At 46.5% G+C, this 21738-nt stretch carries 14 protein-coding genes; 9 read left to right on the top strand and 5 right to left on the bottom strand.

The genetic code is table 11. From position 1 onward, the window contains the following. Positions 1-123: 123 nt before the first annotated feature. Complete coding sequence (locus tag DES40_RS02900; protein ID WP_121099064.1) at positions 124-1257, bottom strand: anhydro-N-acetylmuramic acid kinase; 1134 nt, start codon at positions 1255-1257, stop codon at positions 124-126. Positions 1258-1317: 60 nt separating this feature from the next. Between DES40_RS02900 and tyrS the strand changes: the two genes are divergently transcribed. Then, positions 1318-2592 (top strand): tyrosine--tRNA ligase, encoded by a 1275-nt coding sequence (gene tyrS, locus DES40_RS02895; RefSeq protein ID WP_121099063.1) that lies wholly within the window; start codon positions 1318-1320, stop codon positions 2590-2592. Between the two features lie 4 nt (positions 2593-2596). Here the strand turns inward: tyrS and DES40_RS02890 are convergent, their stop codons facing one another. Then, positions 2597-6079 carry a DUF3971 domain-containing protein gene (locus DES40_RS02890; RefSeq protein ID WP_121099062.1) on the bottom strand — a complete coding sequence of 1161 codons (3483 nt, stop codon included), beginning with the start codon at positions 6077-6079 and terminating at the stop codon, positions 2597-2599. 82 nt (positions 6080-6161) lie between these two features. On the opposite strand from DES40_RS02890, the gene bcp reads away from it, so the two are divergent. The 4 genes from bcp to DES40_RS02870 all read left to right on the top strand — a co-directional run bounded on the left by bcp (position 6162) and on the right by DES40_RS02870 (position 9260). Beyond that, complete coding sequence (bcp, locus tag DES40_RS02885) at positions 6162-6629, top strand: thioredoxin-dependent thiol peroxidase (RefSeq protein WP_121099061.1); 468 nt, start codon at positions 6162-6164, stop codon at positions 6627-6629. Positions 6630-6677: 48 nt separating this feature from the next. Next, positions 6678-7505 (top strand): ferritin-like domain-containing protein, encoded by an 828-nt coding sequence (locus tag DES40_RS02880; protein WP_121099060.1) that lies wholly within the window; start codon positions 6678-6680, stop codon positions 7503-7505. A 113-nt stretch (positions 7506-7618) separates the two neighbouring features. After that, positions 7619-8833: a M23 family metallopeptidase gene (locus DES40_RS02875; RefSeq protein WP_121099059.1), complete on the top strand. Its 1215-nt coding sequence runs from the start codon at positions 7619-7621 to the stop codon at positions 8831-8833. Continuing rightward, positions 8823-9260, top strand: coding sequence for a bactofilin family protein (locus tag DES40_RS02870; RefSeq protein ID WP_121099058.1), 438 nt, complete (start codon positions 8823-8825; stop codon positions 9258-9260). Before DES40_RS02875 ends, DES40_RS02870 begins: the two co-directional genes overlap by 11 nt. Before the next feature lie 71 nt (positions 9261-9331). Here DES40_RS02870 and prfB read toward each other — a convergent pair. The 3 genes from prfB to DES40_RS02855 all read right to left on the bottom strand — a co-directional run bounded on the left by prfB (position 9332) and on the right by DES40_RS02855 (position 14339). Beyond that, positions 9332-10445 (bottom strand): peptide chain release factor 2 gene (gene prfB / locus DES40_RS02865; protein WP_121099057.1). Its coding sequence is split into 2 segments (ribosomal slippage): positions 9332-10375 and positions 10377-10445, totalling 1113 coding nucleotides; the frame shifts between segments, so codons are not numbered across the junction. Positions 10446-10459: 14 nt separating this feature from the next. Further along, on the bottom strand, positions 10460-13339 hold the full coding sequence (locus tag DES40_RS02860; protein WP_121099056.1) for a penicillin-binding protein 1A: 2880 nt from the start codon (positions 13337-13339) through the stop codon (positions 10460-10462). 100 nt (positions 13340-13439) lie between these two features. Next, positions 13440-14339 (bottom strand): N-acetylmuramoyl-L-alanine amidase family protein, encoded by a 900-nt coding sequence (locus DES40_RS02855; RefSeq protein ID WP_121099055.1) that lies wholly within the window; start codon positions 14337-14339, stop codon positions 13440-13442. A 449-nt stretch (positions 14340-14788) separates the two neighbouring features. Here DES40_RS02855 and DES40_RS02845 point away from each other — a divergent pair, with 449 nt between their 5' ends. From DES40_RS02845 to radA, 4 genes are all read left to right on the top strand, one after another. Further along, positions 14789-17848: an Rne/Rng family ribonuclease gene (locus tag DES40_RS02845; protein ID WP_121099053.1), complete on the top strand. Its 3060-nt coding sequence runs from the start codon at positions 14789-14791 to the stop codon at positions 17846-17848. A gap of 114 nt (positions 17849-17962) precedes the next feature. Beyond that, on the top strand, positions 17963-19375 hold the full coding sequence (locus DES40_RS02840) for a M48 family metalloprotease (RefSeq protein WP_233345365.1): 1413 nt from the start codon (positions 17963-17965) through the stop codon (positions 19373-19375). Between the two features lie 79 nt (positions 19376-19454). Beyond that, positions 19455-20201, top strand: a complete 747-nt coding sequence (locus tag DES40_RS02835) for a DsbA family protein (protein WP_121099052.1) — start codon at positions 19455-19457, stop codon at positions 20199-20201. Between the two features lie 115 nt (positions 20202-20316). After that, positions 20317-21738: a DNA repair protein RadA gene (gene radA / locus DES40_RS02830; RefSeq protein WP_121099051.1), complete on the top strand. Its 1422-nt coding sequence runs from the start codon at positions 20317-20319 to the stop codon at positions 21736-21738.

Genomic DNA, 21738 nt, shown 5'->3' with positions numbered 1-21738 from the left:
AGCGTTGATGCAGCAAATAAGCTGAATATTACGGGTTTCGTAAAGGACATAAAGGTCTCCAAAATTTGACAAAGCGTATCACAGATAACGAGTGCTTCAAGCCGCAAAAACCCGCATAATGATTTAAGGCTTTACAATTACGCCCCCGGTCATCGGCATTGCGACACCGGTTGTACCTGGAAATGAAATTGGTAAATCTCGTAACTTTCTAACTGCCAAATAGGCAAAGGCTTGAGCCTCAAGGGCATCCCCGTCCCAGCCCACATCTTCGGCCTTTAGGACTTTGCCATTCGTATGCATATCAAGCATACCCATAATAGCGGGATTATGTCGCCCTCCACCGCAAACAACAATTGTCTCTGGATTATATTTTTTCATGTCTCGCGCTATTGCATGGGCACAGAAACTGGCCAAAGTCGCGGCTCCATTTTCAATCGACATATCGCGCATATCTGGCAAAACATCGAAATCATATCGATCTGCCGAACGAGGGATTGGACGCTTGAAGAAGTCACGTTCCAACCAACGATTCACACGGTCTAAATCGACATCTCCTGCCCACGACAAGCGCCCATCTTTATCGTAACTCCCAACACCTTTTAATTCCATCCAGCTATTGAGCGGACCGTTTCCAGGCCCACAATCTGTGGCTATCAATGGCTTTTCACCATCCACTAAAGTTACATTGGAAACGCCTCCAATATTGACGACTGCTACTCGGCCAAACAAATTAGAGTAACGACACAAGGCTTGATGATATATAGGGGCGAGAGGCGCACCCTGACCGCCTGCCCTGACATCATCGCTACGAAAATCATAAACACATGGGATACCGAAGTTCGCAGCTAAGCTTTGACCACTTCCCAGTTGTAGCGTTTGTCCTTTCACACCACCTTGTGGGGGCAAGTGATATACTGTCTGACCATGATACCCTATGACATCAACATCTTCTTTCAAACCAGTATGCTCTTGGAAGAGTTCTTCAATGGCCTGTATATGTTTTGCATCCGTAAATTCCGACCCAGCTTGCAATGAGTTTGGAGGAGGACCTGAAAACTTCCATTCTAAGGCCGCCTTCACAGCGAGCTTTAACGCGACAATCTCTTCATCAAAATCGAGACAGCCAGATTGCCCAAATGCAAAAACTTCCTCGCCATCCGTTTCAATAACTGCCACGTCAACACCATCCAAGGATGTACCGCTCATCAAGCCTAATGCCGTATAGATTTTCTTTTCCATCACCTTAGCCTTTGACATGATTTGTCTGATTGATAGAAGCCGCAATATTGAATTATTCAAACAGAATGTAACTTTATCATGACTTCCACGCCTACTTACAAATCAGAATTGATGAAAACGCTAACCGAACGCGGTTACCTTTATCAATGTACAGATGAAGTAGCCTTAGACAAGGCTGCAGCCACTTCTGTCGTCACAGGGTATATAGGCTTTGATTGCACAGCGCCGAGCTTGCATGTTGGTTCGCTGGTTCAAATTATGATGTTACGTCATCTACAAAAAACGGGCGGCCGGCCAATTGTTCTCTTAGGCGGTGGCACCACTAAGATTGGCGACCCCTCTATGAAAGATAAGTCCCGTCCAATTTTGACGGACGAGATGATTGAGAAAAACAAACATGGCATCAAACAAGTTTTTTCAAAATTTGTAGATTTTGAGGGTCCCAATGCCGCTATATTAGTCGACAATGCCGATTGGTTGGACAAAATGGGCTATATTGACTTCTTACGCCTTGTCGGCACGCAGTTCACCATCAACCGTATGGTGACTATGGAGACGGCTAAACGTCGTTTAGAAAACGAATTACCTATGACATTTTTAGAGTTCAATTACCCGCTTTTACAGAGCTATGACTTTGTTGAGCTTAACAAGCGATATGGTTGTTCACTACAACTTGGTGGTTCTGATCAATGGGGTAACATTGTTACGGGTGTTGACCTTACGCGCCGCATGGAAGGTGAAGAAGTCTACGGCTTTACTACGCCGCTCATCACGACAGCGTCTGGTGGAAAGATGGGTAAAACCGTAGATGGTGCCGTATGGCTTAATGGCGACCCCGCCATCGGGCCTGAGCACGTACGCAGTCCTTATGAATATTGGCAGTTCTGGCGCAATACCGAAGATGCAGATGTAGGGAAGTTCCTGAAACTTTTCACAGACTTACCTATAGAAGATATTGCAAAGCTAGAAGCTCTTGAAGGCGCTGAAATCAATAAAGCAAAAATCGTATTAGCCAATGAAGCAACGACCCTCTTGCACGGTGAAAAAGCTGCTAAAGATGCCGAATCCACAGCAACAACAACATTTTTGCAGGGCGGAACGGCTGAGGGACTACCATCAGAAGAAGTCACTGAAGGCGCCCTTAATGAAATGGGTATTCTTGCCGCCACTGTTTTTTTGGGACTGGCAGGATCAAATGGAGAGGCACGCCGCCATATCAAGGCAGGAGCGTTAAAAATCAATGATTCCAAAGTCGATAGTCATGAAAGAGTTCTATCCTCAGATGACATTCAGGATGGCGTCGTAAAGATTTCTGTTGGCAAGAAAAAGCATGCCTTATTAAAAGTGGTATAAAACCTTAGCGCCTCTCTTGGATGAGAGGCGCCTCATCTAAATCATCAGTTGTTTCGCTACCCTTTTTCGCGCCCTCAATTTCAGGTAAATCATCTCGCTTTTTTCGAAATATCCCTCGTAGGAAACCCGGGGTCAGTGCAGATAAAGGGTTTACGGCAATTTGGGTCGCCTCAAAAGGACCACTCACAGAATAGTTAAGAGCGAAGACACCCTCTCCTTCTTTGCCCACAAAAATATCGCCGATTAAAGGTATTCCGCCAAGCATTGAGTTTGCGGTATAGGCAGGTACCAACGCTCCGTCCATGTCAACGGTTCGGGTTGTTAGGTTAATTTGCCCCTCACCTGTCATCCCCAAGGCTGGCCCAAAAACCTGAGCATCACGAATAGTTATATCGCCGCCCAAGAGCTGAAAGGGTGCATCAAACCTTTCAAAAGCAAGGCCTTCACCTGAGAGGGTATCGAAGAGACCCGTGAGCGACCCCAAAGAGAGAAGTTGAGCCAAAATTGGCGCTTCCACTAATGTAAAGTCATCGATGACAGCTCGGCCTATATAAGCCCCATCCTCACCTGAAAGCGGTAAAGTTCCTTCAAGTTTGAAAAAACCACCATCCATACCATCAATGTCTAAGAATGCTTTTGCTGCTTTCGAGGCATGGGGTAAAGTCACGTCCACTCTTCGCGTTTTCGCAGATAGGTCGGTTTCCAACAAGACGCTCATCTCCTCGCCCTCATGCTCCCCTATCAAATTGAGTGTTGTTACGGCTTCACCATTATGATCATAGATTAGTTTAGCGTTACTCACTCTATAAAGTGGATCTAAAATGAAGTCCTTGACCTCAGCCTGAAACGCGACGGGTATACTAAAGCTTGAGGTTTGCTGAGAAAGTGAGCGATCAACAACCGCAGAAATATCCAGTTTTTCACCTGTAAATGAAGCTTCGAAGTGGTTCCGGCTCATCGCTGGTTTTAAACTAAACGCGCCGTCAATGATATCTGAAACCATAACACGATCGAGCCTTAAAACATCCAAAGCAGAGGCTTCATTCAGCGACATAGTGCCTGAAATGTTCAATTTTGGGGCTTCCACATTCAGATGGTCAATTCTTATGCCTGTATCGCCGCGCGATAGTAAGGCTTCCACGCTACCAGCCTGCCCCGAAGGCTTATTCCAGTACTCACCAAAGCTCATTTCAGCTAAAGATAAGTCAGCAAAAACTTTTGCTGACGTAATATTTATTCCTGTTCCTTCTGCTTTGACGTCCATCATAATTTCGCCATCGAAAAACTCACGAAAGCCAAACCCAAAGGCTTCATAAACTTTAGAATCCATTGGCCCAGAAATTTGATATCGGGTCGGCGTAGCCCCCTCATCAAAAGTTTCCACTCCTTTGAACTGAGCTCGCCAAGGCCCTATATTTACTGGACCGGTCACACTCAAACCTTCCCTGTCGGCGACCATTGAAACATTTCCATCTTCAAATTGGTGCGGCCCAAATGAAAACGGAGCATTTACGCCGAAAAACTCTCCATTTGCACTATATTGGATTCGGCTTTCATCAAAATATTCGAGCAATGGACGCGATATGGTTAAAGACACCCGCCCAGTACCTTTAATATCTTTTGGGTCGACGCCGTATCGATCTGCATATTGAAACGGTTTTTGATTTATCAGTGCCATCAAGTCAGAAGCCTGTCCTTCACCATTAGCAGTAATGATAATGTCTCCGCCCTTCGGCTTAAGTCGAGGAATGTCCACGCGACTCGGAAGAATTTTAACGGGCCCAATCTGACCACTTTCCAACTCAAATGTGAGGGCATTATCAGCAACTCGTGCCTTCCCATAGGCGCCTGACATGGGTGTCATAGTAGATATATACTGCACAGTGGCGTCACGAACTGTGTATTCCATATCCATTGAGGTTTCCTCCAGCTCCCCTTCTGTACTCAGCCCATACTCAGTTTCAAAAGAAAGAGTATCGACATCACCCTCGAGAATGGAGCGTTCAATCCAACGCCTCGCACCATCAGCAAATTTAACTGGCCAGATTTCTAATAGCTCAGAAGGCAGCAATATCCCGTTTAGCTCACCATCCGCCTTTATAGCTGACAGCTTTCCCTCAGAATTCTGAGAAGCAAAAACTTTCCCAGATATAGAATGGGTAGAACGGTCGATGATATAATCGTCAATCGAAACCGTACGAGAATCAATATCGAGACGCCCAATTAGGCCGACAGCTTTCAATCTAATAGGCGCCTCAAAGATAGGAGTCGGATCTATCCATATTTGATTGAAATTAAGCTCGAATAACGGTGATGAATTGATATTTCCGTCACTAATAGCCCCAAGGTCAGATATTTCACCTTGCCCAGTAAAGATTAAAAGGTCTGAATTAAGATCAAATTTCTCAACTGACATAATTGAGTCGCCCGCGTCCAAACTTGCCGCGGCTTTAAAATCAGAAAAAGCAAATGGCTTTGCATCATTCAGATAGTGTATTTCTCCAGCCTGAACGTGCAAATCAACACTTGCAGAGGTTAAGCCAATCGTGCGCGAAAACACAAAATCTCCTCCCAGCGATACAGGTGCATCAATACGGTTTAGGTCAGTATAACGGCCTTTTTTGGGCCCAAAAACAGATGGACGAACCGCCTCGGCATTAAAGGACACTTCGAAATGTTCGAAATCAGGATCCGTATCGACTTGTAATGCAAGTGGACGATTTTCGGCACTTAATTCATCTAGTAGATCAGCGTTCAATTTGAATTTAACATCATCTTTTTGGCGGTCAAAATTCAAAGAAACATTTTGAAGACTTAAGCTTAAGTCATTGTGTATATTTATATAATAAGCTGAAGCATTTGTCACTTCGACTGAGGTAACACCGTTAAAGTCTAATTCACCACTTTCAGTGCCAACTGCTCTTTGCCCCTCCCATACGGGACCTAACCGCCCCAATGTTTCAGGTGTCCCCAATCCGGCCTTGATGCGACCATCTTCATCCTCAACCCATGTAACGACCCCACCATCTAAGTTAATCTTGCGAGGTATAGTTCTGCCTTTCCGAACCTCATTTAGTGAGAAAAAGCTCTTGAGTTCTGATAAGGATTGAATGGGGGTGCCCTGACTATCCTTAATAAGAATATTACGACCTGTGAACACAATGTCATCTGTCGCCGGATACCAATCCAACTTCATATCAGGAATGTCAACACCCGTACCTGCAACTACATCCGCAAAGAACAATCCAACATTGTTGTTGGCGCCCGAAATATCGACACTTTGTTGGGTCAATAAGAACGACAAACCATAGAGCCAAGCGATAACCACGCCCATGGCCACGGCACCAAATTCGGCAAAAAGACGCCATACCCGATAACAAACTCGTTTACCCCACAGCAAAGCTGTCGACTGGATAGCCGATTTAGCTGGACTGGAAATCAATCCCTCAGAAGTTTCCATGTCAGTAGATGTTGATTTATCATCCATAATTTTACTGGCTCTAACGCCCCCGTTTGAATATGGCTATGGGGACATATGTATTTACCCTGACTTAAATTAGGACATTAGAATGAGCGACTTAAATATTGGTGATAAAGCACCCGACTTTTCCGTTGAAGGGGATGGCGGAAACACTGTCTCGCTATCTGAGTTCAAAGGTAAAAATGTAGTATTATATTTTTATCCCAAAGACGACACGCCAGGATGTACGAAAGAAGCAATCGGCTTTTCAGAAATGAAGTTGGAATTTGACAATGAAGGAGCTATCATTATCGGCGTATCCAAAGACACCGCGGCAAAACATGATAAGTTTATAGCTAAGCACGATTTAAAAGTACGACTCGCGGCTGATACTGAAGGCGATATTGTCGAAAAATATGGCGTCTGGGTAGAAAAGAATATGTATGGTCGCAAATATATGGGGATTGAACGCGCCACATTTTTAATAGACGGCGATCAAAATATTGTAAAAATATGGCGCAAAGTACGTGTGAAAGATCACGTCGCAACCGTCTTAGAGGCCGTAAAATCGCTTTAAATCGATAGACCTCTACTTTTACAACACCGGCCACTTAAAACAATAGACATGAACATTTTCGCGAAAACCGTCGAAATATTACGGCAAAGCTCTCCTATGGAGAAAGCTGAAGCGGCACTCTCTCTTAGAGAGAACTGGTCGCTTATGGACGCCGCACAGCGCGACCAACTTGTAACGAATACGGACCCTATTTCCGTTCCAGATACACCAGGTCGCCCAAATAAACCTGAACTTGTGTCTCCTGGCGACGTCCCTCGTCGACGTCTGGGTAGCGAACAAGGGCGTGCGGCCTTATATCATGCAGTCGCCCACATAGAGTTAAACGCAATTGATTTAGCCGCGGATATGATCGCCCGCTTTTCTACCAATTCAAATATTAGCAAAGAAGAAAGAGCTGACTTCATAGAAGATTGGACTCGCGTCTGCGCCGAAGAAGCTAAGCATTACAAGTTACTATCTGAACGTCTTAAACAAATTGGCTATAATTACGGTGATTTCCTAGCGCATAATGGTTTGTGGGAAGCGGCCCATAACACTCGAAAAGACATTGCCGCTCGACTGGCGATTGCTCCTATGGTTTTGGAGGCTCGCGGCTTAGATGTGACCCCACCTATGATAGAGAAGCTTTCCAGAATGGGCGACCAAGAAGGTGTCGATGTATTACAAGTGATCTATGACGACGAAATTGGTCATGTTAAAATTGGTGCAAAATGGTTTCAAAAGGTCGCCCTGCATCAAAATCAGTCACCACGTCCATATTTTCACACTCTTATCAATGAGTATTTTGCAGGCAAATTAAAACCGCCTTTTAACGTTCAAGCACGCACATTGGCTGGTTTAACGGAGGACTACTACCTCCCTTTAGCCAATTGTTAACATCTGAAAGTGATGACAAGGTAAAATTTAATGAATCAGGACTGTAAAATCGCTTGAACCCTTTAGGCAGTTTATGGTCTAACCTTAAGTAATAGGGATTCAGATAGGATAATATGATAAACGACGTTTTTAAGGACGCCAATCAGCGCATCCTAAAACATTTTCCAGAACGTCAAATTTATCTCCGCTCAGGAGGTGAAGTAAAATACTATGTGTTATCCACTAAAGTACAAATCACCTTTGTTTCTGTATTAGCTGGCATGTCTCTGTGGTGCCTCTATACGATGTTAAATCTCTTCTGGGGCTTTAACCCACTTAGAACACCGAGCCATACTATTAAGGCTGAATCAGCAAAATATGAGCGTCTTCTCGCTGATGAGCGAGCCAAACTATTGAACGCCGAACTTATGCTAAATGAACAAAGGCAAAGTTTCGAAACCATGGCTAAAAGTTTTGAAGAAAAACATTTAGCCATTTCTCAACTCGTAAGCTCCGACCCAACCGCAACTCAACCCATTACGCCTACTCTAAAATACGCTCCGAATCGCGTGTTAATGGCCCCAGCCCTAAGAGATGCCGCTCCACGAACAGCGCGCAAAACCATTACACCAGAAGCTTTTGCTGAAACAGGACTGAGCATTGACCGCTCACTGAACAATCTTGATCAGACGCAAAACAAGATACTCGCCTCCGCTGAATATAAGACGTTAGACCGCATAGAAACAAATCGCGCCATAATCAGAGCCGCCAATATGCAGGTCGACACAGTTTTGGAACAAGGGCCATTTGGTAAAGGCGGTCCTTTCATACCCCTTGATGGAGAAGAAGTGACACTCGTAAGTGGAGAGTTTGGTTCTCGTGTCTCCAGTATTCAAGCACGCTTAGCTGAAGCCGAAGCTCTTGATCGTGCCTTAGCCTCCCTACCACTTGGCCACCCGGTCCAAGACGAAAGCTACAAAACTAGTCGCTATGGCATGCGCCAAGACCCCTTTACTAAACGCCCCACCTTTCATGAAGGGTTAGACTTTGGTGGCCGAAGCTTGGCGCCAATCGTTGCGACAGCGGATGGCGTCGTCTCTTTTGTCGGACGAAATGGCGGTTATGGTCGCGTTGTAGAAATTGACCACGGGCATGGCTTTGTCACTCGCTATGCTCATCTAAAGAAAACCTATGTGAAGCGTGGTCAAGCCGTTAAAAAAGGTGATAAAATAGCAGGTATGGGCTCAACAGGCCGCAGTACAGCTACTCACCTGCATTATGAAATCCATTTTGAGGATCGCGTTTATGATCCAGAAAAATTTCTAAAGGCGGGCCTCTATGTTCAATAAAACTAATAATGCTCCAGTGGTTGACACCGCAAGGAAGAACACACCGCAAATACCTCGTCCAACTAACAGTGCTCCGTCAATTCTCGCGACAAACCTTGTCATAACAGGAGATATTAACACTGATGGGGACGTTCAAATTGATGGACGTGTTGATGGGAACATTAAAGCAGGAAAAGTGACTGTGGGCGAACAGGGCATAATCAACGGTAAGATTATCGCCAATGAGGTTCATGTTCGCGGGAAAGTCACCGGTAAGGTTGATGCAGCCTCAATTGAACTTGCTGAAACAGCAAATGTTCAAGCTGACCTCATACAAGATAAATTAATGATCGCGAATGGCGCCTTCTTTGACGGCAAATGCGCTCGAAAAACTGCGCCTACTTCTTCGGCAAGTGTGAAAAAGCCAACACCAAAACCTTCATCTTAAAGTTATAGTCAAGGGTTAGCATTCTAAACCGCCTCTAATGAAGGCGGTTTTTTATTGGCCAAAACAATGTCTTATGAATCAGAATCAACAGAAACACGGGCTGAGAGTGCAGCAGCCATAAACTCATCAAGTTTACCATCTAAGACTCCAGATGTGTCAGATGTTTCAACACCTGTTCTGAGGTCTTTGACCATCTGGTAAGGCTGAAGGACATAAGATCTAATTTGATGCCCCCAACCAATGTCTGATTTATTATCAGCCTGTGCCTGAGCTGCCTCTTCGCGCTCTTGTAGTTCTTTTTCATAGAGACGCGCCCGAAGCATGTCCCAAGCCTGTGCACGGTTCTTATGCTGACTACGATCATTTTGACACTGCACAACAATTCCTGTGGGTTCATGCGTAATCCGAACAGCCGAGTCTGTTTTATTCACGTGCTGTCCACCTGCCCCTGAAGCCCGATATGTATCGACGCGGCAGTCAGATTCGTTAATGTCAATTTCAATTGTGTCGTCAATTTCAGGATAAACCCACACCGAAGCAAAACTTGTATGGCGCTTTGCTGAACTATCAAATGGTGAAATCCGAACGAGTCTGTGTACGCCAGACTCGGTTTTTAACCATCCAAAAGCATTTTCGCCCTTCACCTTAATAGTCGCAGATTTAATGCCGGCACCATCGCCGTATTCATGCTCAATAACATCAACCTTCATACCGCGAGAATTCGCCCAACGAGAATACATGCGCAAGACCATCTCTGCCCAGTCTTGTGCCTCGGTGCCACCGGCACCAGGATGGATTTCTACGAAACAATCATTCGCGTCCGCTTCACCGGACAAAAGCGCCTCTAGCTCGGCTTTATCGGCTTTAGATTTTACAGCAATTAGAGCCGCCGCAGCCGCGTCTTGCATCTCGGCGTCATCATCCATTTCAGCCAGTTCTGCAAGCTCAACATTATCGGTCAAATCTGTTTGCAGTGATTTGATAGCTTCAAAAGCACTCTCTAAACGAGAGCGTTCCTGCATAAGAGATTGTGCCTTTTGTGGATCGTCCCAAAAACTTGGCGTTTCTGCCAGAGCGTTTAACTCTGCCAGCCTGTGTTCAGAAGGCTCCCAGTCAAAGACGCCTCCTTAGCAGTTCTATGGACTGCTCGATGTCGGTTTTTAATTGGGCAATATCAGCTCGCATAGCAGTGCTTTATACTAGTACAATCCATCGTCAATATCATCGACTTCAGGTTCTTTATTTACGGGTGGCTGAACAGGACTATCAGAAGAAACGGCGCCCCGACGAGGAGCTTCAGGTTCACTATTCGCAGATATGTCACTGTCGGTGTTACTTTCCACACCCTCAATATCAGAGAGCGCTTCTCCTCCGTTGCGACCAGCGGTTTCCTCTTCACTAGCGCGATTGAAATCGCCAGTATCATATTGATAGGCGGAAAGCGTATCACTACCGCTTCCCACACGAATGGAGGATGACAACCCACCAATGCTCGGTTCAGTCCCAGGCTTAAACGCTTCAAGAATGAAATTCGGCGCACCAATATAAGAGGTTTCACCTGTGTCCCGATTAACAGGAGCAAGCGTAACGCCTTCTGGGATTCGGAATGGCACGGGCGATGTTCCTTCAAGTGCTTCGGCCATAAAGTCTTTGAACACAGGAACAGCAGCAGAGCTGCCTGTTTCAAACCCCATCTGCTCAGGCGTATCGACACCAATATAGACTCCTACAACCAAATCTGGTGAGAAGCCCATAAACCATGTATCAATTGAATCGTTTGTAGTACCCGTTTTCCCGCCTAATGGGCGCCCTAGACTACGTATGGCGCCACCAGTACCGTTCTCCACAACTCCTTGCATCATATAAGTCACTTGGTAAGCCGTGACGGGATCAATAACTTGCTCTCGCAAATCAGGAAGCTCAGGGGGTGGCCCACCCATATACTCTTCTTGTTGGCAGGTTTCGCAAACGACATCACCATTTACAAAAATAGTATTTCCTTGTCCATCTTGCACACGGTCAAGAATAGATGGCTCGACAGCCTTCCCTCCATTAATCATCTCAGAATAAGCTGTTGCGAGCCGGATCAAAGTAGTTTCACCTGCACCCAGAGCCCAAGCAAGCTCTGGCTTGGCTTCATCATAGATGCCAAAACGCTCACTTAGGTTCATAATTGGAGCCATACCAATTTCATTAGCAAGCCGGACTGTCATCGCATTTCGCGACTTTTCAATACCAAGGCGTAAAGTACTCAGACCGTAAAATTTACCCGCATTATAGTTAGAGGGTTTATAGAAGCGTTCACACTCATCTTCCTCAACCACATCTTCTAAGCTCTCATCTTCTTGACGGTTCTCTCCCGCCCCGCGCAACTCCAAGGCGCCCAACGCATTTTCTTCGCACTCCACATCTTGGCGTTCAATCACAAAAGGTGCATCAAGAACTTGGGAAGACGGAGTGAAGCCATTTTGCAACGCGGCAGCATAAACAAATGGTTTAAACGCAGAACCTGGCTGGCGAGCCGCTTGCGTAACACGATTAAACTGGCTTTGTTCAAAGCTATACCCCCCAACCAAAGCCAAAACACGGCCCGTATGCGGGTCCATAGCAATGAGACCGCCATTTGCTTTTGGAATTTGGCGTAAATTATAGAGATTACCCTCAACATTCTTTTCAGTTTCAGATTTACGCTGAACCAGAATAATATCGCCAACAGACAACACATCTTTTACAGATCTTGGATTATCACCCACAGCGCCTTTTGGGAGAGCTTTGCCGGCCCATTGAATGTCTTCTAGCTTTAGAATCCCGCGCGTGTCTTCTGTGGTGATCTCTTCTGGTATTTCCTCGCCTTCCGCTACCGTCTCACTAACCTCAGCCGGAGCGAAACCAAGCTCAGCTTGGGATTTTTCTGCTTTAAGAACGATAGCAATTCGCCACGTATCTATGTCTTTGGGACCCTCATAATCTGCCAACCGCTTTTTCCAGTCATCCAGACTGTCCCAAGATGTCAAAGGACCACGATAACCATGCCGGCGATCAAGCATTTCCAAACCACGGCGAAGAGAACGCCGACCATTTAGCTGCATTTTTGTGTCCAACGTGGTTCGAATGGACAATCCGCCAGAGTAAAGTTCCTCATAGCCATAGAGTGAAGAAATTTGCTTTCGCGCCTCCTCAACAAAGTATTCAGCGGCCAAATACTCTTCGCCCTCTAAACGATCAGTGACGATAATATCCGTCGCCTTTGCCGCCTCACCTTCAGCCTCTTCCGCGTAACCGTCCTCAACCATACGATTAATGACATAAGCACGGCGATTAATAGCGCGCTCCTTCTTACGAGGATCAGAAGTTTGATAGTTAGAAGGGGCTTTTGGAAGCACGGCCAAATAAGCCATTTCCTCTAAAGTCAAATCCTTCATTGGTTTACCGAAGTAATTCAATGAGGCCGCCGCGACACCATAAGCCGCTCGCCCAAAATAAATATCATTTAGATAAAGCTCTAAAATCTGATCTTTACTCATCGCCTTTTCAATACGGCCCGCGATAACGACTTCTCGGATTTTCCGATCGATATGACGTTGGTCACCAACAAGGAAGTTTTTCGCCACTTGTTGCGTCAGCGTAGACCCCCCTTCCAAACGCCGGCCATTTATAACGTGACCAATATTAGCCACCATAGCGCGCGCGAAACCTTTTTCATCAAAGCCATTATGCTTATAAAAACGCTGATCTTCTGCTGCGACAAATGCGTGTTGTAACTTTAAGGGGACCGATTCAATTGGTACAAACACACGCGCTTCTGTGCGGAATTCACTTATTAACTTGCCATCACCTGCATGCACACGTGACATGACGGGGGGTTTGTATTCTTTTAGAACTTCAAGGGTGGGTAAATCCTTGGTGGCTCTGATGACATATACAAAGGCAAATACGGCAAAAATAATGCCGAGGACAAATCCGATACCCAACAACCATTTTGAAATACGCCAAATTTTACGCCAGTTAATCGCTTTCTTATTCTTTGAAAGCGGTTGTTTTTGACTGCGTTCTACGGATATGTCTTCTGGTGACGTCATTTAAGCCCATTACGTTTAGGAATCAGCTTTTATCTACGCATAAATTGCGGCCAGAGTAAGACTTAAAAACACACGAACCCGCTTGAAAGGCGAAAAGAGGTTATTTTTGCTCTTGAGAAAAATATTGATCAATAGAACGTACCACTGAACGCATGAGTTTTTCACGATGAGAGGCTTTGTTCAGCAATTTCTCATCCTGAGCATTTGATAGAAACCCTAGCTCAAGCAAGACAGCTGGCACGTCAGGCGCTAACAAAACAAAATAACCTGCCCGCCTATGAGAGTTACCAACAAGCGTCGTTGTTTTCTCTAATTCAGCAATCAATAAATTGGCAAATTGTTCTGACTGGCTTTCTGTTTTGCGCTGAGCCAAGTCTACTAAAATATCTCCGACTGGATCAGATTGTTTCGACAAGTCTACATCCATAATCCAATTTTGAGAGTTACTCACTAATCTCTTAGATCGGTTTTTAGCCCTATCCGCCAAAGTATAAACTGAGGCCCCCTTGGCGCTCTTATTGCCCGCGCTATCGGCGTGAATTGAAATAAAGAGATCAGCCCCGCCCTCACGAGCCAGACGTAAACGCTTTTCATGTTCAAGATAGCTATCGTTGGGCCGCGTCAGAACCACCGTATAACGTCCTGTCTTTTCAAGAAGAGCCTTTAAAGTCGCTGATGCTTTGGTTGTAATATCCTTTTCATGCGTTCCCTTGATACCAATTGCCCCTGGGTCACGTCCCCCGTGACCAGCGTCAATGAAAATCACAGGCTTGCGAGTTGTCTTTTCTGACAAATGTGGCGCAAGTCGTGGATAAGGCACAGAATCAGAAAAATATCTCTGACTTGTATATCTCACGGTTACAGCGGGCTTAGCTGGCGGCGCCACTGTTTTTAGATTCGGTTTCAACCTTGGAACAGCCGTCGGATTCGCAAATGTGGGAGAACTCACTAAAAAAAGCGCCATAATCGCAAAAAAGAAAAGTTTTAGCGGTGCATTCATAAAAGACTTTTGACAAGATTAAGGTGAATAAACTCTTACATTGACTGTTATATAAACCCAAAACCCCTAAATTTACGGGCCAATTACAGGATGTTCAAAAAGATGTCATTCCGATGAATAAGTCTTTGCAAAGACAAAGTTTATCGGGCAAAGACAATCTTAAGATAAAAACGGCACCGACACACATGTCGCAAGGTGCGGCCTCTTTTTTAGGACCTCCCTGTAGCCCCCACTTTATCTGCGCGGACCGTACCTTTTGTACGTTGATTTCGCGGTTTTGAGAGTTTTGATGCACGCATATAAGTTCAATAAGACGCATTCTGGGCCCGATGACCAAAACGGTCAGGCCGGAATGTCTATGCGCGCCTATACACCTTATTTTATTCATCACTTGCAGCCCCCTTTAGCACCTAAAATGTGCGTAATTGCGCGGCGCATCGGAGTTACCCATGTCAAAGAAAATGCTTATCGACGCCTCCCACCCGGAAGAAACGCGCGTCGTCATAGTCGATCACAATCGAGTCGAAGAGCTTGATTTCGAAAGCCGTAACAAGCGGCAATTACGCGGAAATGTCTACCTCGCCCGCGTCACTCGCGTAGAACCCTCCCTACAGGCGGCTTTTATCGAATATGGAGGGAATCGCCACGGCTTCCTCGCCTTTTCGGAAATTCATCCTGATTATTATCAAATCCCCTATGAAGACCGCATAGCGATTCTTGAGGCAGAAGAGGAAGAACACGAGGCCGAAGCCGAAGCTGATTCAGGAGACGATGTACCTTCCGAGGATATCACGGACGAAGACCGTGATGAAAATGTCGACCCAAGCGAAGATGATGCGGCCGATGCTAGTGATGCCGAAGTCGCTGACGAACAAGCCAAAGTAGCGAGCACGCGTCGCAAACGTATGTCACGACGCCGTTATAAAATCCAAGAAGTCATCAAACGCGGTCAAATTCTCTTAGTCCAAGCCGTCAAAGAAGAACGCGGCAATAAAGGCGCGGCAATGACAACTTACTTGTCTCTTGCCGGACGTTACTGCGTTCTTATGCCTAATACGCCGCGAGGTGGTGGCATTTCCCGTAAAATCGCCAATGGTGGAGACCGCAAGCGGCTAAAGGCTGTTATGAGTGAGCTAGAAGTCCCACAAGGCATGGGCGTCATTGTTCGTACCGCTGGCGCCAAACGCACTAAAGCTGAGATAAAACGTGATTATGAATATTTGTCACGCCTCTGGGGGGATATTCGAGAAACGACTTTGAAGTCCATTGCCCCTGCCCTCATTCACGAAGAGGGCAATCTTGTGAAACGCTCCATTCGTGACCTTTACAATAAAGATATCGATGAGGTCTTAGTTGAAGGCGATGACGCCTATAAAACAGCCAAATCTTTCATTAAAATGCTGATGCCGAGTCACGCAAAGTTTGTAAAACCGTATAAAGACAGCATTCCACTATTCCTTCGCTATGGCGTAGAGCGCCAAATCGAAAATAGCTTGTCACCTTTGGTACAGCTTAAATCAGGTGGTTACCTTGTAATTCATCCGACCGAAGCACTCGTTTCTGTGGATGTAAACTCAGGACGTTCAACCAAGGAACGCAATGTTGAACGCACAGCTTTGAAAACCAATATCGAAGCCGCGGAAGAAGTTGCCCGCCAAATGCGTCTTCGCGACCTCGCGGGGCTTATCGTCATTGATTTCATTGACATGGATGAACACAAAAACAACCGGGCCGTAGAACGTAAAATGAAAGAAGCGCTCACCCAAGACCGCGCTCGTATTCAGACAAGTCGTATTTCTCAGTTCGGCCTTATGGAAATTTCCCGGCAGCGGCGCCGTCGCAGCCTTTTAGAAGGCTCAACGACGAGCTGCCCACATTGTACAGGCGTTGGTCGTAAACGTACTGTTGAAAGCAGCGCTCTCGCCGCCATTCGCGCTGTCGAAGAGACCGCTGTCAGAGGTGAAGCTGAACGTATTCGTTTAAAGGTTTCACCAGATGTGGCCTTCTATCTTATAAACGAAAAGCGTAACTTGCTTACCCTTGTTGACCAAAATGCTGGGGTCTTCACAGAAGTAGCCGCGGAAGAAGATCTCATTCGTCCCCATTATGAAATCGAAATACTTGAGAAGAAAACACGTAAAGGGCCTGACCCGTTAGACGAGATTGAAAAGGAATTTCGTCGTCAGCGTCAAATCGCACAAAACGCAAAGAAGAAGCCTGTGCGAAAAGATGATGAGGATGAAGAAGCGGAGGACTCAGATTCAGAAGTTTCCGTGAAAGATAATAATGACAACTCTGAAACAGAGCGCCCGAATAAACGTCGTGGTCGTCGTGGTCGTCGTGGTGGCCGTGGTCGGTCTCGAAATCGCGATGAAAACTCTGCTGATTCTGATAACTCGTCTGAAACAAGCGATGAGGTTTCAGCGACTGAGAACAAGGATAACGATTCTAAATCTGAAACTGAAACAGAAGCGAAACCTAAATCACGCCGCCACCGTACACGTAAAGCCCCAAGTCGGGACAGACAAGAAAGTACAGCAAGCACAACAGAAACAGATAATTCTCAGGGACCCGACAGTGATGCCGATGTTAAGTCCGATGAAAAATCTGACGGCCCGTCTAAATCACGCTCTACTCGGCGGCGAGCGGCTCCTAGCAAACGGAAAAAAGTTGAACCTGTTGAAGCGAGTGAACCCACCACTTCATCTACTGAAGTAGAAACCAAGGCTGAGACAGAAAAGACTGAAACGCCAAAACGTCCTGTAAAAGGCACACGTAGGAAAGCCCCAACCCGAAAAGCTGTAGAAACAGCTACCGAGACGGATGAGAAGCCAAAGCGGAAACGTCGAGCACCAGCCAAAAAAGCGAAACAAGAACCGACAGAATCTGTCGCGGCTGACAAAACTGTAGGACAAAAACCTACGTCAAGCCGTCGCCGTAAAGCCCCTGCAAAGCCGGTCAGCTCTCCTTCTGCCGAAGTCGAATTGGAAAAGCCCAAACCCCCGGCACGTCGTAGGGCAGCGCCTAAAAAAGCGGCTACAAAGCCAGCTGAAACCACGGTAGATAAAACGACTGCAGAAACTGAGGCTAATGTTAAGCCAAAACGCACTCGTAAGGCTCCGGCCTCAAAACCCGCAGCGAAGAGTACGGCCACTAAAAAGGCGCCAGCCAAACGCAAAGCCCCTGTCAAAGCGGTGACTAAAGCTGAGGGAGGCGAGGATGAGAAACCTAAACCTACCAGACGGCGAGCTGCGCCAAAAAAAACTGAGACTCCCAGTCCGGTAAATGCTGACTCAGGTGACGAGGCTTCAAAACCCACACGCCGGAGACGCGCTCCTGCCAAGAAACCTGCCACTGAAGAGACTTCATCTTCCATATCGCCAATTAAGTCAGAAAAGCCTGCGCCTAGCCCTGAACCTAAAGCTTCAGAGCCTGTTGCTACAGATGCTAAATCTGCAGAAAAACCCGCTAAGAAAAAACGGGGTTGGTGGGATTTACGTAAACCCTAATAGTCATGAGCGCAGTATAAGTTTATTCTGCGCTCACTGCTTTGTTACGCCCGCGTAACTTGACGGAATGATATAGCTTTGGGATTGTCAGTATTGAACTATTAGGACTTTTCTGTGCTTAAAAAATATACACTTCGCAGTTTAGCTGTCAGCATGCTGGCTTTAGGTATTTCCGCAGTATCAGTTTTGCCTGCTCAGGCGCAATCCCTCTTGCGTGATACCGAGATTGAGGAAACCCTAGAAGAATTCACAGTGCCAATCTTACGAGCCTCTGGCTTGTCGCCACAATCTGTTGATATTTATTTGGTCAATGACCCTTCGCTCAACGCATTTGTAACCCGTGGACAAAACATCTTCCTGCATAGCGGTCTCATCCTAGAGGCAGACATTCCCAATGAGTTAAAGGGCGTTATTGCCCATGAAGCCGGACACATAGTTGGCGGCCATATTGTGCGGTCTGATTATGGTAATAGAAGCGCCTATGGCTCAATGCTGATTGCCGCAGGTCTGGGCCTCGCCGCGATTTTAGCCGGTGAGACCTCTGCTGGGGCTTTAATCCTTGGGGGTTCCACGCAATTTGGTAGCCTAGAGGCGCTGTCATATTCACGGGTAAATGAATCTGCGGCCGACCAATATGCTGTGAATTTTCTAGACCGCACGGGTCAATCAAGCGAAGGGTTAATCGCCTTTTTCGAAAAGTTTCGAGCGCAAGAAGTCTTATCACAAGCCCGCCGCTATCCCTATTTTCGTAGCCACCCCCTCTCATCCAACCGCATTGATGCACTTCGCGAACGCACCGCAGAAAGCCCATATGTTGATGTAAAAGATTCGACCGAAGAATTACATAAACATGAAATGATGAAAGCGAAACTAAGAGGCTTTCTAGAAGGCCCACAGCTTGTTTTTTCTCGATACCCATTATCGGATCAAAGCCAATATGCACGATATGCTCGCTCTGTTGCTCACTACCGCGCCGCAGATCTAAGAAATGCGATTAAGGAGCTGGACTCTCTAATTGATGAGGAACCAAACAATCCGTATTTCCATGAACTTAAGGCTCAAATCTTATATGAAAGCGGTCAACGCGAGAGCGCCATCCCTCCTGCTCGGAAAGCTTTAGAACTCAAACCCGACGCACCGCTTTTGAAAATGGCTTTAGCGCAATCTCTTATAGAAACTCAGGACGCAGGACTTGTCGAAGAGGCCGTGACGCTTGTGAAATCAGCCCTGCAAACAGAACCGGACAACAGTTTTGCGTGGTACATTCTGTCCACGGCATATGGTCACCAAGGCAAAGAAGCATTAGCTAAATATGCGAGCGCCGAACGCTTTTACGCGCTTGGCGATATTCAACGAGCCCGCTCTTTTGCGCAACGCGCTCAAGAGGACCTTCCTCGAAATGAACCCCAATGGCGGCGCGCGTCAGACATTGTGGTTGTAGCAGACGCACAACTAGCCAAGAGTAAAAACAAACGGCGTAGTCCTAAGCCATTTAGTGTAACAGCATCACAAAGCAGTGATTGGTGATAAAATAAAAGACTTATTTAGCTTTCATTGATATGGCTTGAAAGATTTCCAGAGATATATCTTTTGAGGCTGACGATTTATGAAACATTTTTTCACAACCCTTTCCGCCATTGCACTTGCAACCTCTATGAGTGCTTGCGCAGAGGCTGGTCCTAAATCAGCATCGAATCTAGACCGTTCTGACATTGAAAATATTGTAAAAGAGTATTTATTAGAAAACCCTGAAATTATCAGGGAAGCCTTAATTGAACTTGAAAATCGCAATGACGCGGAAGACATGAGCGCGGCGATGAAGGTCGTCTCTTCACAAATTTACAACGATCCTCGCGATGTCGTTATTGGCCCCAAAGATGCTAAAGTCACCGTTGTAGAGTTTTTTGATTACAATTGCGGATATTGCAAAAGATCTACTTCTTGGGTCGAAGGCATCATAAAAGACCACCCTAATGATGTACGTGTCATCTTTAAAGAATTACCTGTCCTCGACCGCGGACGACAAGGTACATCGAGAGAAGCTGCTAAAGCAGCGCTAGCCGCCGCCAGACAAGGAAAATACCTTGAAGTGCACGTAGCCCTGATGAATGAGCGCTCTCTCAGTGAAAGTCGCATTCGCAACATTGTTGAAAAAGCTGGCCTTGATATGGATAAGTTTGATGCAGATAGAAAAGATGTCGCCTTAGAACAACATATCGATGATACTTATAAACTATCAAACCGCATCCCAGCGCTAACAGGAACACCGTTTTTCTTTGTAAATGACGACTATGTTTCCGGCGCTAACGTCCCAAAATTAGAAACACTCGTAAGCTCAGCTCTGAAAGGCTAAGGTTTTCCATAGTTTTGGTACAAATATTAAGCTGAACCACAAAAGAACAAATCATAAACATTATTGACTTCTCCACGCAATCTCTTAACAAGAGCAACCGTAGGAGATTTATGATTTGCCCAAACCTTCAACACAATTTGTCTGCCAATCATGTGGCACTGTTCACGGAAAATGGGCTGGCCGCTGCGATGCCTGTGGCGAATGGAATACACTTGTCGAAGAAATAACGGCTCAAAATGAACGTCCTGCCCATAAGCGCCGCAAAGGCAGGACTTTAGACTTTGTCGATTTAGGCGGGGAGAGCCAAGATGTCCCTCGGTTAAAAACAGGTATCGAGGAGTTAGACCGCGTAACCGGTGGTGGCTTGGTTGCAGGCTCGGCCCTCTTAGTTGGCGGAGACCCAGGCATTGGCAAGTCAACTTTGCTATTACAGGCCGTTGGACGCTTAGCTAAAAATGGGATTAAAACAGCCTATGTTTCAGGCGAAGAAAGTGTTGGTCAAGTGCGTCGCCGCGCCAAAAGATTAGGTCTTGCCGACAACCCTGTATCACTCGCTGCCGAAACATCTCTTGGGCCCATTATAGATGGATTGATGGCTGAAAAACCAGATGTTGTGATTATCGATTCCATTCAAACCCTCTGGTCAGATCAACTCGGCGCGGCCCCGGGTACAGTGGCGCAAGTTAGGGCCTGCGCGCAAGAACTCACCCGCTTTGCCAAAAAGCGCGGTACATGTGTTATTCTTGTTGGCCACGTAACAAAAGACGGGCAGATCGCAGGCCCTCGAGTAGTAGAACACATGGTGGATGCTGTCCTCTATTTCGAAGGTGATCGCGCACACCAATTTCGTATTCTCAGGGCCCATAAAAATCGTTTCGGCCCTACTGATGAAATCGGGGTTTTTGAAATGCGCGAGAGCGGCTTATCTGAAGTCCCGAACCCATCCGCTCTTTTTTTAGACGGCCGCGGAGATCTGTCGAGTGGGGCTGCTGTCTTTGCTGGGCTTGAAGGCTCACGCCCTGTCCTTACTGAAATTCAAGCCCTTGTTGCGCCAGCGGCTTTTGGCACGCCGCGCAGGGCTGTTGTTGGCTGGGACAATGGGCGCCTAGCGATGGTCCTTGCCGTATTGGAAGCGCGGTGCGGCGTAAGCTTTGCCGGCAAAGATGTTTACCTCAATGTAGCGGGTGGACTACGAATCAATGAACCCGCGGCTGATCTAGCCGTGGCTGCAGCGTTAGTCTCCTCAGCTTTTGATATGCCCCTCCCTGTTGATACTGTTGTCTTTGGAGAAATTAGCTTGTCAGGAGATGTACGGGCAGTTGGGCGGTCGGACGCACGCCTTAAAGAAGCCGCTAAGCTCGGTTTTAAACGCGCAATCGCACCCCGCCCTCTAAAAAGAAAAGACGGATCACCCGAACATAAAAATGATTCATCACCCTTACCGATTATTGCAATCAAAGCTTTGCCCGACCTCGTTCGGCGTGTAGAAGCGAGTGCAGAAGCAGGTCCAGACTGGGAAAGTAATTGGGCCGCATAG

Origin of the sequence: Litorimonas taeanensis (genome assembly GCF_003634015.1) — a bacterium.
Classification (GTDB): Bacteria; Pseudomonadota; Alphaproteobacteria; order Caulobacterales; family Maricaulaceae; genus Litorimonas; species Litorimonas taeanensis.
This window is presented reverse-complemented; position numbering and strand designations above follow the sequence as displayed.

Excerpts from the sequence above, each read along its gene's own strand:
- DES40_RS02900 (WP_121099064.1), bottom strand. The coding sequence starts at position 1,257 with ATGTCAAAGGCTAAGGTGATGGAAAAGAAAATCTATACGGCATTAGGC.
- tyrS (WP_121099063.1), top strand. The coding sequence starts at position 1,318 with ATGACTTCCACGCCTACTTACAAATCAGAATTGATGAAAACGCTAACC.
- DES40_RS02890 (WP_121099062.1), bottom strand. The coding sequence starts at position 6,079 with ATGGATGATAAATCAACATCTACTGACATGGAAACTTCTGAGGGATTG.
- bcp (WP_121099061.1), top strand. The coding sequence starts at position 6,162 with ATGAGCGACTTAAATATTGGTGATAAAGCACCCGACTTTTCCGTTGAA.
- DES40_RS02880 (WP_121099060.1), top strand. The coding sequence starts at position 6,678 with ATGAACATTTTCGCGAAAACCGTCGAAATATTACGGCAAAGCTCTCCT.
- DES40_RS02875 (WP_121099059.1), top strand. The coding sequence starts at position 7,619 with ATGATAAACGACGTTTTTAAGGACGCCAATCAGCGCATCCTAAAACAT.
- DES40_RS02870 (WP_121099058.1), top strand. The coding sequence starts at position 8,823 with ATGTTCAATAAAACTAATAATGCTCCAGTGGTTGACACCGCAAGGAAG.
- DES40_RS02860 (WP_121099056.1), bottom strand. The coding sequence starts at position 13,339 with ATGACGTCACCAGAAGACATATCCGTAGAACGCAGTCAAAAACAACCG.
- DES40_RS02855 (WP_121099055.1), bottom strand. The coding sequence starts at position 14,339 with ATGAATGCACCGCTAAAACTTTTCTTTTTTGCGATTATGGCGCTTTTT.
- DES40_RS02845 (WP_121099053.1), top strand. The coding sequence starts at position 14,789 with ATGTCAAAGAAAATGCTTATCGACGCCTCCCACCCGGAAGAAACGCGC.
- DES40_RS02835 (WP_121099052.1), top strand. The coding sequence starts at position 19,455 with ATGAAACATTTTTTCACAACCCTTTCCGCCATTGCACTTGCAACCTCT.